This window comes from Alteribacillus sp. HJP-4, assembly GCF_042139015.1.
Classification (GTDB): Bacteria; Bacillota; Bacilli; order Bacillales; family Marinococcaceae; genus JBHIKY01.
Genome location: NZ_JBHIKY010000009.1, coordinates 50,009 through 63,662 on the forward strand (window position 1 = coordinate 50,009; position 13,654 = coordinate 63,662).

Genomic DNA, 13,654 nt, shown 5'->3' on the forward strand with positions numbered 1-13,654 from the left:
ACACTCCTCGTTTTAATAGTAGGTGTAGAAATTGGGAACCCGGCTCTCAAAAACGGGAACCTTTTGGCGAGCTATATTAACCTCGTCAGAAGAAATTACAGCGCGGATCGTCTCTTCTTTATTCTGGCTTCCTTCGCCAAGAATATTTCCCCATGGATCAATAATCATGGAGGTGCCGGCAAACTCCACCCCGTCATATTCGCCGATCCGGTTGCAGGAGAGGATATATACTTGATTTTCGATCGCTCTCGCCAGCTGAAGATATCTCCAATGGTCTCTTCTTGCCTGTGGCCATTCCGCTGCAATAAAAATAGCTTGTGCTCCCTCTAGTGCAAGTGCCCGCGTAAGTTCTGGAAAACGAAGGTCGTAGCAAATAATAAGGCCCATTTTCATACCGTCAATTTCAAATACAGCGGCCTTATTTTCACCAGCAGTAAGATAAGTTGGCTCATCAAGCATCGGTACGAGATGCAGCTTATCGTAGTGATAAACAAGATCGCCTTTCTGATTGATAACCAGCGCCCGGTTGAACATTTTATCGCCGTTTTTGTATGCGATGGAACCGGCGACAAGGTGAACGTTACATTCCTTTGCGAGTTTTTGTAAGAAAGGAATCGTTTCGCTGCTCTTATCATCTGCGATATTATTTAAATTCTGCAGGGTATAGGCAGTAGTCCACATTTCTGGAAGGACAATGATATCTGGATTATTTTGATTAACCTCATCTTTGATGAGACGTGCTGCATTCTCACGGTTAGCCGCTGGGCTGCCGGGAACAATATCGAATTGAAGGACAGATACATTCACGAGTTGTTCACCTCACGCTTAGATGCTGTTAAATTAGTGACCTCATACGTGAGCTCTATTTTTCGCTGCAAAACGGGGTCCTCTAACGCCATTTTGTAAGCTTCTCCAAACTGAAAACCATGAAGGAGCGGAACAGTTCCTGCGAAGAATACAGCGTTTTCCGTTGGAAACGACCGGTGTTTAAGCAATTCAGCAATATTATCAAAGGAAAGGATGGCAGAAAACTTATCATGCTGATAAGGCTTCCACTTCCCCTCGATGAGAATATCAGTCGAAAGCGTCAGCTTGTCCCAGTGGGGAAGAACCTCTTCTACTTTCCAAGCTTCTTTTGCAATCGGTTTATCACAGACCTGCTTCGATTTTCCAATGTCTACGGTTTCTAATTCGCGGTCTGTATGATCACTGCCGACGGTGACATATACCTCAGCATCCGCAAAAATCAGTACAATTTCCGCTTCGCCCGAGGTTTCATTTCCGGATACCTGGATGGCGTCTTTCGTCGATAAACTGGAAAGTCTCATTGGATAAAAGGCTGGAATACTGTCGGGACGCGGCACGCCGAGCTCTGCAAGTTCTTCCACATGCGCCTCGACCTTTTCCTGGTTCCGTCCGGTATAGCCAATACAATAAACGGTGCTGACCGGTATCGTTTTCACCGCTTGTTTGGTTTCAAAAGTAAATGGTGTAGATGCTTTAGTCATAGTGGACTCTCCTATTCTTTCTCTTTTAATAAGTGAAACAATACATCTTTACTATTATCTATATGGTTTTGAATAGCTAACTTCGTTTTCCCGGAAGATCTGGTTTCCAAGGCTTTAATAATGTCAGCATGCTCTTGCAGCGTACCTGTCATTCTTTCTTCATTTTTAACAGCTAATATACCAAAGCGGAGCATCTGATCCCCGAGATGATCAAGAAACTGAATAAGACGGCTGTTATTCGTAAGCTGCGCAAGATGCATATGGAACCTGCGGTCTTCATTAATGAAATCTTGGCGGCTTTGCTTCGAGAGCAATTCCATCGTTTGATGAATACGCTTCAACTCAGCTATGTTTTCATCGGTGATAATAGGTGCAACGAGTTCTCCGACAAAGCTTTCATTAGCGTGCCGGCACTGAAACACCTCAACAATATCCTGCTTGTCAACCTCTTTGATGATCACACCTTTCCACGGCAATGTCTCCACCCAATCTTCAAATTCCAGCCGTTTGATTGCTTCTCTGACCGGAGTCCGGCTGACACCGAGTTTTTCAGCGATGGATCGCTCCTGCAGAAGATTTCCTGGCTGGATATCCCCACTGACGATGGCTGCTTTCAACTCGCGATAAACCTGATCCGTATATGAAACAAACTTTCCAATCTTCTTCAACTCTCACAGCTCCCTTGAATCCCAGATTTTATACAATGTAAAATTCTCGCGATATATGATATACGGTATCTGGTATACCGGTTGATTCAATAGTATATATAAATGATAGAATTGTCAAATTGTTTCTATAATTGCAAGCGATTACACGTTTAAATAAAAATACTCCTTACAAATTTCTGCAAGGAGTATGATTTCTTCTTATTTCATACTAACCACTTTATCGTACTCTTCTTTTACCTGTGGAGAAGGGCCTGGCCCAATCAGACTAAAGATGACAATGGCGATGGAAGAGAAGAGGAAACCGGGCACCATTTCATATAGATCTGAACCGGTGTACTGCCAGGTAAACACAGTTATACCACCTACGAGTAAGCCTGCTAATGCACCGTTTCGGCTTGTTCTTCTCCAAAAGAGTGAAAATAATATCGGCGGGCCAAAGGTAGCTCCAAAGCCTGCCCATGCGTAGGAAACGAGATCCAAAACGGAGCTTTCATCGTTCCAGGCAAGCAGCAGCGCGATAATAGCGATTAGCAGCACTGCCCCGCGCCCTATCCAGACAAGCTCGGTTTCACTTGCTTTTTTTCGGAAGTATTTTCTATAAAAATCTTCAGAGAGCGCACTGGAAGAGACGAGCAATTGCGAGTCGACTGTGCTCATTATTGCGGCCAGGACGGCTGCCAGCAAGAAGCCTGCCACCCAGGGGCTGTACGCTACCTGCACAAGCTGAATAAACACTTGCTCTGGATCGTTTAGTGGCTCGTCAAAGCTGACGATCCCGATCATCCCTACTAACAGGGCGCAATAGAGAGGAATGACTACCCCGAGCAAGACTCCGATTACTTTTGCTTTTCTGACTTCTTTGGCGGAGCGGATCGCCATAAAGCGTGCAAGTATATGTGGCTGTCCAAAGTAGCCAAGGCCCCAGGCGAGAGCGGAAATAATTCCTACAAATCCTATCGCACCTGCAGGCTCCCAAAATACACCTTCTGCCTGATCGTAGCTCGTCGCCTCAAAGGCATCCAGCAGGCTGACGTTAATAGAGCCAAGCTGATTAAAGAGTGCCTGGAATCCACCGATTTCCACCAGACCGTAAACAGCGGTAACAAGGAGGGCCAAAAACATTAAAGCTCCCTGCAGAAAATCGGTATAACTGACTGCCAAAAAGCCTCCCAAAAAAGTATATCCTACGATGATTGCTGCCCCAATCAGCAACGAGAGATGGTAATCCATTTCAAAGGTGCCCTGGAAAAGCTTCGCACCTGCCACGAGGCCGGATGCGGTGTAAAATAAGAAAAATAGCAGAATAAATAGAGCGGAAATCAGCCTTAATAAATTTGACCGGTCATGAAAACGATTTTCAAAAAATTCAGGAAGCGTAATCGAATTATTGGAAAACTGTGTGTAAACACGCAGTCTTTTAGCCACATACTGCCAGTTAAAGGTAGCACCGATCGCAAGTCCGACTGCGATCCAAAGACTGAAAGCATCGAAGCCTGCAGCATAGGCTGCACCCGGAAGACCGATCAACAGCCATCCACTAAAATCACTTGCCGCAGTGGAGAAGGCTGCGACCCAGCTGTTCAGAGAGCGGCCGCCGAGAATGTAATCAGACAAGGTGTTGGTCATTCGGTACGTGATGATACCAATAGTCAACATAATAGATAAGTATACTATGAATGTAATTAATGTAGCATCCACTTATTCCTCCCCCTTTCCTTCTTTTAAATAGCTGATTATTACCCAGACCGCTAGCAGCGGCATCGGTACGACAAACCAGAACCACGTCCATCCCGTCAGCGTAAATTCTTCCATTTCTTCTTCCTCCCTCCCTCATTTTCAAAAAACTAAATATTATAGCTATAAAGGATTCATTAAAATATATAATATTCGGACTATGCTGTCAATTTTTCCTTTTATTAGTACATTCATGGTATTTTTTTACTCTTGAAAATACAACCATTACAACAAAATAATTATATTTATATAATAAAAATTCATTCATTTTTTCACTTCAACTCGTTAAAGTATAGACAAACATGTTTACCAACTTGTTTTAAATAGAAAAACATAAACATGTTTCTAAACTAGTTTATTAAACTTGTTTTGAAACATGTTTAATATTTCAAGATAGTAGAATCGCTTGTTCGTAGGTTTTATTAACTATTCATCATGAGAATAAACTCAATACTTCTGTACCTTTTTTGCTTTACATGTTTGTAAACATGTTGGTTTTGATATATGATGAAAATAAGAAAGATGTTTGTTTTATCAGTAATTAGTCTGGAGGAGTGAAAAAATGCTGGATAGAGTAAAAAAGTTATATAAGGAAAATGTTTTAATTTCCGGAGTGGACCAGGGAAATAAGAGTGCAAAATTCAGTTACTTAAACCAAAAGGGAGTCATTAACTCGTTTGCTATTCCGACGATCGTTGCACCGGCTGAAGAGAAAAAGTCAAAAGTAGAAGGTGCAACGGAAGCAACAAGTATTGAGAAAAAGCTTCATTTAAAAATCACGTCAAAATCCCTCTCGACAGTTAACCAGGAAAGATACGTATATGTTGGACATTTTGCCCGTAATAAGAAAGGCAAAGAAGAGCCTGCCTATAACCCTGCTTCGGAATCGGACAAGCACATGTCCCACACGAAGTTTTCAAACGACCTTCATGTAATCACAACAATTGCAGGATTAGCGGTAATGGCTGCCAGAGAAGACAAGGAAGAGGTACACATTCCTTATGCAGGCGGTCTGCCGGTCAGTGAAATCAAGGAGCTTGGATCGGAAAAAGCACTGGAGAGTGTAAAAGGCACCCATACTGTCGAATTTATGGATGGCCCGCTTGAAAAGAAAGTAATTACGCTTATTATTGACAGCGGCAAAATGTACGGAGAAGGTGCAATCACTGACCTTTCACTGAACTTCGACATTCATAATGGCGAGCTAGTGGAAACCTCGCTTCAGGAGCGTTTGTCAGAAACTTATGCACTTGGAGATTTAGGGGCAGGAACCTCCGAAATGATTATTTTTACTGAAGAAGGAATAGATGGAAACCTTTCCCAAAGTCTTGATATTGAAGGGACAAACCCTTATATCGACCGCATTCGCGAGCGTGTGGACAATCTTGAAGAGTTCAAGACGCTGAAGGAATTGTTCAATCTTGATGAATCAGAGCGTGCCTACCAATCCCGCGAAGAGTTTATGAGCGAAGTGATTGAACCGGCAATTTTAAAAGTAATCCGCGGAGAGCGGGAGAAACCAGTCTTTGAAGCGCGTCTGTTAAAGGCAAAGAAAACAACGGATATTACTGATATTGTAATGGAAGAAATCACGAAATATGCAAACGACCATAAAAAAGCGATCACCTCAGCCTGGAACAGCGCCGGCGTAGATGATCTCGTGTTAGTTGGCGGAGGTGTATTATTCGGCTATCCTGTCTTTAAAGAAGTGCAGGAAAGATTTCTTGAGCTGCAGGGTCAGGAATGGGTTATCATGCCTGATCAGGTGGAGGAAGCACCATTCTTTACATCCCGGGGCTATCTGATTGCTAACCTCATTCAATTAACAGAAAGTGAAGAAGCAGCATTAGAGCCGGTGAAGTAACTTATATAAGGAAAATAAAGGAAAGGGGGAGGCGGCGTGGCGCAGACGAAAAACAATAAAGCAGGCTATGTTAAAGGAGTCGGCCGTACCTTCGCTCCTTCCTTAAAAGCAGATTGGGTCGAGGAGTTTAATGAAATTCTGGAAGATGAACCGGAATGGAGCAGAAATCGTCTTACAGAACACCTCATAAAAAAAGGTCTGGATGCACAGCGCGGCAATGACCAGGGAATGCAAATATCCATCCCTTCGGAGGGACTCACAGACCAGCAGCGTGAGTTTTTGAACAGTGAAGAAGGCAAGCTTTTCTTAGGAAATGCTATTCGCCTGTTGCTTATGCAGCCGGGTGCTCAGGCCCCTTCGCCTGCTGAAGTGCCTGCACCACCGCCCCCCGATCACAATACTGCACCTTCTATTGAGGCCCCATCTGCGGCAAAACAGGAAACAGAGGATGCGAACGATAATAATGGTAAACTTTCACCATTGCAGCGTGCGAAAAATAAGCTGAAACGCCAAAATATTTAAACGAAGGGGCTGTAGCAAAAGCCCCTTTTTATAGAAAAAGTAGTATCCTAAATAGAAGATAAGCAGGGGACAAGTCCGAAGACTCCGGTGGGAAGAGCAGCGGCTGAAGATCCGCCGGGCGCGGGTTTCGCCCGGTTAGCTGAAGCGCTGCCCACGGAAAGCGAAGGACTTGTCCCCTGCTTTTTTTACCATGCAAAAGGGGCGAGTATCATTTATGATACAGCCCCTTTTCTGTCGGATCGAGTTTATTTGGTGTCACGAGGGGGAAAAACTATCTCGTTCAGGGGGAAGAAACAACCGGAAACGGACGATTTCCCGGAATAATATGAGATTTCCACTGCAGGGAGAAGTTATCCCGAGCACGTAATGCGGTATCCCCATTTCCGAGAAGTGTATCCCAAGTTGGGAGAATCTTATCCACCGGATTAGAGGGATAACACGAGGCAGTCAAAGATATCCCTTCCCACGAGACATTAACAACCGAAAACGGTCCATTTCCCCTGGCAGGCAGGTTGATCATCCAGTTTCATTCGAACAATTGTGCACTTTCCCGCAATTTCTGCAGTGCCGTTTTCCGCCAGGATTTTACGGTAGAATCGGCAACGCCGTACTGAGCTGCAATTTCGCTGATTCCTTTCCCGTAAACGGTGTGCTCGACCACCCAAACACGTTCACGGGCACTCAGATTTTTTAAATAAGGAAGTATGCTGTTTATTTCCTGGGAAATGGTTGGACTTTCTGAGGCCGGTGCCGCTTCCTGCTCTGTCTCAAAGCTGCTGAGTTCAAAGCGTTCCCCGTAGCGGGCTTCTTTTCTCAAGTGGGCAAGCATGTCCCCGCGAACATAGGAGTAAGCAAGAGTGGAGAATGCTCCTTTTTTTTTATCGTACATATCATATGCTTTCCATAGAGCTATGAAGCCAATCTGCGTATATTCTTCTTTATTTTTATGGATATTTAATCGTTTTAACATGCCAAAAATTAAAGGGGTAAAATCGTTGGCCACTTCGTCAAATGGGATACCGAGAGATACATTCATATGGTCGAATTCCTTAATAGAACGGCGCGCCTTCTTTGGTTTTCCATGGTAGATTTATCATAGAAGTGTGCGCTCTATAAGTCACAACTCAGCTGGTCAAATTCCCTGCGGAAAAATCATCATTTTATAAAAATTAATAGCTTGATTAGTCCCATATACCTACTATAATTTCTTGAGAAGGTGGGGGATTTTTAAATTCAGTAAAATTCACAGCACATTCACAGAAGAAGTGATTATGACTATTGACCCTCTCTTAAATGCTTATAAACTGGTACTATTAGGGTGATTCAGCAATTTATTTCCTTGAAATACTAATGAAATAATAGAGAAATAGGGGGGGTTTGATGTACAAAAAATGGGCCGCAGCATTAACAGCAATTGTTATTGCAACGATGATTTCAGCTGCGGAACTAGATAATACAGATGCCGCTGATTCTTTTTCAGATGTGCATGAAGATTACTGGGCTTCTGGACCAATTCAGCGTATGAAGGATCAGGGAATCCTTAACGGGAATAAAGATGGTACATATGCGCCAAATCAAGATATTTCCAGGGGGCAGGCGGCATCGCTGCTCGTCGCAGCCTGTGATCTGCCGATGGAGGAAAATCCGGAATCGACATTTAACGATTTAACCGATGACAGCTTCTCTACTCCATTTGCGGAAGCGGTGCGGGAGGCCGGATTGATGGTAGGAAGAAATGAAGGCACGGAGTTTGAGGCAGCGCAGAAGCTTTCACGGGAGCAGATGGCGACGATTTTAGTTCGAGCTTTTGATTTAGAGCCTGTCGAAAACTCAGAGCGAGATGTCACAGATCTCCATAGTGCACATGAAACACACAAGCAAAATGTGAAGATATTGGCTCAGTATGGTATAACCTCCACCAAGGAAGGTAATTTTCGGCCACTTGAACCAGTGACACGCGCTCAGTTTGCGGTGTTTTTAGAACGAGCGCTGAGCATCGATTTCACCAAAGGACAGGGAATCGAGAGCCTTCGCGCTGCAGATGCCACATCGTTTGAGGTGACGTTTACCCGTGATCTCTCAGAAGAAGAGACCGAAGCTCAAAAGTTTTCATTTGATCCTGAGCTGGATGTTGTCGACTCTGATCTTCTCTCGACTAAAGAGGACCAAAGCATCGTTCGAGTGACAACGGATGAGCAAATCGAAGGTGAGGCTTACAGGCTTTATTATGAAGGGACGCGCACTTCTCTCACACTTGATGCAGAGACGCTTGATGGGGATCCTCTGATTGATGAACTGGAAGTTATGGATACTTTTTCGAGAAGTTTAAAAGAAATCGGTATTCAATTAAATCAGGATCTTTCTAACAAAAAGGAAGCCGGAATGGTTGATGAGTATCAGGTAAGCGATAAAAATGGGCACCAGATTGCGGTTGAGGATGTACGAGTTGATGGAGCTTCGATTTGGATTACCTTAGAAGAGAAACAGGATAAGGGAACAGAAGCAAGTGTGGTACTTTCAGAAAATATTTTGGGAAAAGAAGAGCTTTTCGATGTTCAATTTAGCGATGACACTTCTCCGGAAGCACGTGATGCGGAAGTCGTCGGTCTGCGGACGGCAAAGGTCATTTTCAGCGAACCGATAGACCCGAATGAAAGTCAGCTGAAAAAAGCGTTTTCCCTCGAAAAAGCGAAGGGCTCTGACGTAGAGATAGAGAAAGCCTCTCTGCAAAATGGAGGCAGAGAAGCTGTGCTCAGCTACGCTTCTGATATTTCCGACGGACGCTATGAGCTTCATATCTCAGAAGATATTGTCGATTATGCCGGAAATGGCCTGAAGAAGTCTGACCCATTTATAATAGATGTGATCGCTGAAAAAGATCCTCCGGTAATAACAGGTCACCGAAATGCAGATTCTGAGCATGTGACGTTAGTGTTTAATGAAGAGGTGGTTTTTGACGAAGATGCCTCGGAAGAAAAGATTCTAAGAAGCTTTTATCATACGAATCCCAGCAACTCTGCGACGGATATAGATATTGATGGCAGCGAAATTCAACTTCACTTTGAAGAAGCTTCTACTCTGCCTGGCGGAGATGTGTATGTATATGTCGAAGGCGGCATAGTCAGCGATCTCTGGGACAATGTTCAGGAAGATAAACTTCGTTATACAATTGAAGAGATAAATGAATAAAAACAATTGGCCCCCGCTATTGGGGGTTTTTTGATAGATAAGGTAGTAAAGGCAAGCTGCAGCTGTCGGAGATATATACACAAAAACTATCAACCGAGAACGGAGGACTGCAAAGTGGGAAGAGTTATAGCGGGCTGCAAGCCTGCTTCAGGGGAATTTAAAGAATTAGCCAAGCCACATATGAGATTTCTGGAAACAGCTCAAATGAGTCCTTATTTTATGAATAGAGGAAGTAGGTACAAGGTCGTAATAATAAACCCCAGATTTTCTAATTCACCTAAAGGCCGTCTGTTTATAGTGGCGGATGAATATGGGGGAATAGTAAAAGAAAGAGAAATTATTCAGTCCGTTCTAATCCACCTGTTTCCATTTATCTTGACTGAGATTCAATTCAACGCATTTAAAAACTATCAGAATATTGAGGATCAATCGTTATTTTTAAAGCAGGAACAAACATTTAATCAACTTTATGAAACTGCAAATAATAATGCGGACAATTTTTCAGAAAAAGAAATTCTGGATTATCATAAGATGGCAGGATTTATTGAAGAGCAAAATAAATATTTGAGTGAAATAAGCGGTCACGCAAAAGAATTAATACAAACATATATAAAGTGAAAACTAATAACCCCGAAGTATATTCCGAGGACGACATTAATCAGTTGACAGAAAAGGAATTAAATGAACAAGATTGGTGGGAGCAAGACTCACTGAGTGTGGTAGAGGCAACGACAGGAAGTACAGAAAAAGAGGATATCAACTATTTAATGCAATATACCTTCGAAGCTCACGCGGAAAGGGACGCCCAAAAACAAAAGTGGTGAAGTAGATTTTTTATTATAAGCGTAAAGAAGCTGCATCGAAATCAAGACTCTTCTTAATAGAAAAGAAGAGCCTGACTCCGGGTTTACCAGCGAAGAGCGTCCAATGTCTGAAAAACAGAGAGTTTTTCTTCTTCGGACAATCCCCAGCCCTCTATTTCATCTTTTAATGCCGGCATGCTGCCGCGTCCTTTTACAAAGCCGTTTAAGCGGGCGGTGAGCGTAGCATCTGTAAAGGTTTGTTCATCCGGATACAGTGCCCGCAATGTTTCCACAACTTTTCTGTGCCGCTTCAGCATATATTTTTGATGATAATCCTCGGCATAATAAAATACGGCATCTTCTGTAAATTCTGTCTGGATCGTCCGGCCAAGTTCCGCTTCCCATTTCTCTCGCGACTGTTCTGCCTTCTTCTTTTGTTCTTCGTTATGATACATCAACAAGGACATATACTGCCTGCTGCGAAAGAGGCTTTTTTGCGGATTATGGCTTGTCCAAAAGATATCAAGCAGCTCTTCATAAGAAATTTTGTCCGGATGAAAATCAATCTGGATGGATTCTGTATGATCGCCCATTCTCCGGTACGTCGGCGCGGACTTCGTTCCACCAGTATAGCCTACTCGAGTGCGGATGACTCCTTCCAGCTGCCCAAACTGGGCATCAGGTCCCCAAAATCAGCCCAGTCCAAATGTCGCCGTTTCTATCTTAGTCCGCAGCAATGGCTGCTCAGGTTGATATTTTTCCACGTAAAGACCTCCTTTTATTTAGTGTAATTCAATCAGCCCTGCGTCAGCAAAGATTCCCATCTGCTTTTTCAACTATAAAAAGTGTTAAAACTCCATTTAATTATCTAAAAACTGGAAGAAATGGGATGGTTTCACGTGAAACAATTGACGTCAATACCGCGAGATACATTGAATATATTTACAAAATAATACAGCTTCCTTGATGCGGAAGTCAAGAAAGCCTACACTTTACTTAAACGACCATCGCTGTAAAAGCAGCACATAATCCGGGCAGGGCCATGAACGATATGTCATTTTTCTTACAAAGTAAGGTCGGAGGGGGGCTTTTAAGATGAGAAAAATAATACCTATACTGCTCATTATTGGCGGATTGAGTGTGGCCGGGTGGAATGGATATGTGTGGGCAAAGGAAAGCAAGACAGGCAAAGAAAAGCTTGCCCCCGAAGAAATAGAGTTAGAAGGCTGGGAGAATCGTGACTATATCGACGTCATTGATTCGGAGAATGCAGCGGCTGTGGATGAAGCAGATGAAGAACCGACAGACATCAAAGAGACTGATGGGGAAGAGACAGAGGAAATAGAGGAGCGTTCCTATGAAGAATATGATCGGGGAGATAAGATAGGTGAGCTGCTCATTCCTGCCGTAGATAGTAAATATCCGGTGTATTGGGGCACGGATGATGAGACACTTGAGAAGGGCGTAGGTTACCATGACGGGGACTTTACAACCCCGCCGGATGGATATAGACACACGGTCCTCTCGGGCCACCGGGATACTGTTTTTAGGGAACTCGGAGATCTCGATGACGGCGACCGGATCTATATGAATTTTGAAGATGTCCAATATGAATATCAGATAAGAAAAACGTGGATTACTGAGGCGGACGACCGCTCTGTAATTGTCGATAAGGAAGCACCGACGTTGACTCTCACCACCTGTTACCCCTTCAATTACTTAGGATCCGCACCGGACCGTTACATCATTGAGGCAGAACTGGTGGAGACGAGCGACAGAACCGAATAAACTTGCACGAACGTGTTCTTTTTTAAGTTCACGCCACGGTGTCGCTGGCGAGTGTACCGCAGACCGCTCTCTTCGGTGTCTCAGCCTCGACACCATACACCACTGAACGTCTGTTGGGCTGATTGACAACAATGAAAATTTAGGCCTGCGCTGGATGCGGACAGGAGATCCGTTATTCTGTAGAATTTTGCTATTTTTTATCGCGCACAATATTTTGTGTAAAACTTGAAAACAAAAAAAGGTAGGGTACCCTCCAAGTTGAATCCAACCAAACAAGAAAGGAGTCCCTACCTATGGAACCTAGTATAGGACAAAACCTCTTCGGAAATCAACTCGATGAAATGGTGCGTGAAGCTTTCTAATAAGGCATTTAATAGATTCTGATCGGACGCCAGCATGTAATCTGCAATAAGTATATCCTTTGCCTGAATTTCAGCGGCAATCTCTGTGATATCGAGAGATCGGCCGGCCCGGCGATCTGCTGCTTCTATGTTATTACTTACACTGTCCGTCGTTCAACATGTTGATTATTTGTGTGCCGAATTCTTCGGTTGTGAGGCTCCCGCCGAGATCGGCTGTTTTCCTGCCCTGTGCCAGTATCTTCTCAACGGCACGGTTGATTGAGGAAGCTGCTTCGAGCAGAGTGTCGTCTTTTCGGCGCCGGCCGAGCCAGTCAAGCATCATCTGCGCAGACATTATTTCTGATACCGGGTTAGCAGCTCCTTTTCCTGCAATATCAGGTGCGGATCCATGAGTGGCCTGTGCTATCATCAAGGTTTCTCCCAGATTTAAGCCTGGAGCGAGCCCGAGACCGCCTATTAAGCCTGCGGCCTGGTCCGATAGTATATCTCCAAACATGTTAGTGGTCACAATAACATCAAAGGCTTCTGGTTTCTGGGTAAGATGAAGTGCAAAGGCATCAACATGAAAATCATCAACGACAATGTCAGGGAAGCGCTCAGCTACACGGAGGCAGCTTTCGTGAAATAAGCCGCAGCCCTGTCGGAGAACATTTTTCTTATGAACGATAGTGACATGTTTTTTGCGGGAAGCGGCTGACGCAAACGCCATCTCTGCTATTCTTTCAGAGGCTTTTCTAGTAACGAGCCGTATGGAGAGCGCTGTGTCCGGATCTGTCATAAATTCCCCGGAATTCGAGTAAAGGTTACGGTCGGCGTACATTCCTTCGGTGTTTTCTCTTACGACAACAAGGTCAACATTCTGGTAGCGGGTGCGGACACCGTCATAATTTCGGGCAGGGCGGAAGTTCGCGTATAAATCGAAGTGCTTTCTCAGTCTTCCGCTCGGATTGACCATCGCAGGGTCGGCTGTATCGTAAATATGGGTGGTCAGTGGACCAAGTATCGCGGCATCCGAATGGGTCAGGCCGGCAATTGTTTCCTCGGGGAGGGTCGTGCCATATTTCTTGTAAGCGGAAAGGCCTGCCGGAAGGTGCCTGAAATTCAATCTGAAATTGCCGCAGCGTTCCTGTGCTGCTCTAAGCACGTTGAAGGTTACATTTACTATTTCAGGCCCAATTCCGTCCCCTTCCATGACAGCAATCTGATAACTATTCAT

11 protein-coding genes and 1 pseudogene are annotated in these 13,654 nt (G+C 44.2%); 5 read left to right on the plus strand and 7 right to left on the minus strand.

Annotated elements, in window-relative coordinates; all coding sequences use genetic code 11:
• Nucleotides 1-12: 12 nt before the first annotated feature.
• From ACE4RR_RS10425 to putP, 4 genes are all read right to left on the minus strand, one after another.
• Nucleotides 13-807 carry a carbon-nitrogen family hydrolase gene (locus tag ACE4RR_RS10425; RefSeq protein WP_375535362.1) on the minus strand — a complete coding sequence of 265 codons (795 nt, stop codon included), beginning with the start codon at nucleotides 805-807 and terminating at the stop codon, nucleotides 13-15.
• Nucleotides 804-1,508 carry a DUF2848 family protein gene (locus tag ACE4RR_RS10430; protein WP_375535363.1) on the minus strand — a complete coding sequence of 235 codons (705 nt, stop codon included), beginning with the start codon at nucleotides 1,506-1,508 and terminating at the stop codon, nucleotides 804-806. Before ACE4RR_RS10430 ends, ACE4RR_RS10425 begins: the two co-directional genes overlap by 4 nt.
• An 11-nt stretch (nucleotides 1,509-1,519) precedes the next feature.
• Nucleotides 1,520-2,176 carry a GntR family transcriptional regulator gene (locus ACE4RR_RS10435; RefSeq protein WP_375535364.1) on the minus strand — a complete coding sequence of 219 codons (657 nt, stop codon included), beginning with the start codon at nucleotides 2,174-2,176 and terminating at the stop codon, nucleotides 1,520-1,522.
• Between the two features lie 198 nt (nucleotides 2,177-2,374).
• Nucleotides 2,375-3,874, minus strand: a complete 1,500-nt coding sequence (putP, locus tag ACE4RR_RS10440) for a sodium/proline symporter PutP (protein WP_375535365.1) — start codon at nucleotides 3,872-3,874, stop codon at nucleotides 2,375-2,377.
• Nucleotides 3,875-4,472: 598 nt separating this feature from the next.
• Here putP and ACE4RR_RS10445 point away from each other — a divergent pair.
• Both ACE4RR_RS10445 and ACE4RR_RS10450 read left to right on the plus strand, forming a co-directional pair.
• Nucleotides 4,473-5,774 (plus strand): ParM/StbA family protein, encoded by a 1,302-nt coding sequence (locus tag ACE4RR_RS10445; RefSeq protein ID WP_375535366.1) that lies wholly within the window; start codon nucleotides 4,473-4,475, stop codon nucleotides 5,772-5,774.
• A 36-nt stretch (nucleotides 5,775-5,810) separates the two neighbouring features.
• Nucleotides 5,811-6,296, plus strand: coding sequence for a hypothetical protein (locus tag ACE4RR_RS10450; RefSeq protein ID WP_375535367.1), 486 nt, complete (start codon nucleotides 5,811-5,813; stop codon nucleotides 6,294-6,296).
• 526 nt (nucleotides 6,297-6,822) lie between these two features.
• Here ACE4RR_RS10450 and ACE4RR_RS10455 read toward each other — a convergent pair.
• Entirely contained in the window at nucleotides 6,823-7,332 is a 510-nt protein-coding gene (locus ACE4RR_RS10455; RefSeq protein ID WP_375535368.1) for a sigma-70 family RNA polymerase sigma factor, read from the minus strand.
• 344 nt (nucleotides 7,333-7,676) lie between these two features.
• Here ACE4RR_RS10455 and ACE4RR_RS10460 point away from each other — a divergent pair, with 344 nt between their 5' ends.
• Nucleotides 7,677-9,485: an S-layer homology domain-containing protein gene (locus ACE4RR_RS10460; RefSeq protein WP_375535369.1), complete on the plus strand. Its 1,809-nt coding sequence runs from the start codon at nucleotides 7,677-7,679 to the stop codon at nucleotides 9,483-9,485.
• Nucleotides 9,486-9,599: 114 nt separating this feature from the next.
• Nucleotides 9,600-10,103, plus strand: a complete 504-nt coding sequence (locus ACE4RR_RS10465; protein ID WP_375535370.1) for a hypothetical protein — start codon at nucleotides 9,600-9,602, stop codon at nucleotides 10,101-10,103.
• Nucleotides 10,104-10,392: 289 nt separating this feature from the next.
• Here the strand turns inward: ACE4RR_RS10465 and ACE4RR_RS10470 are convergent.
• Nucleotides 10,393-10,968 (minus strand): annotated as a pseudogene (locus ACE4RR_RS10470) (peptide-methionine (S)-S-oxide reductase MsrA); the annotation flags it as partial.
• A gap of 415 nt (nucleotides 10,969-11,383) precedes the next feature.
• On the opposite strand from ACE4RR_RS10470, the gene ACE4RR_RS10475 reads away from it, so the two are divergent.
• Complete coding sequence (locus tag ACE4RR_RS10475; RefSeq protein ID WP_375535371.1) at nucleotides 11,384-12,076, plus strand: class D sortase; 693 nt, start codon at nucleotides 11,384-11,386, stop codon at nucleotides 12,074-12,076.
• A 495-nt stretch (nucleotides 12,077-12,571) separates the two neighbouring features.
• Here the strand turns inward: ACE4RR_RS10475 and ACE4RR_RS10480 are convergent, their stop codons facing one another.
• A complete protein-coding gene (locus ACE4RR_RS10480; RefSeq protein WP_375535372.1) occupies nucleotides 12,572-13,654 on the minus strand; it encodes an isocitrate/isopropylmalate dehydrogenase family protein in 1,083 nt (360 codons plus the stop codon).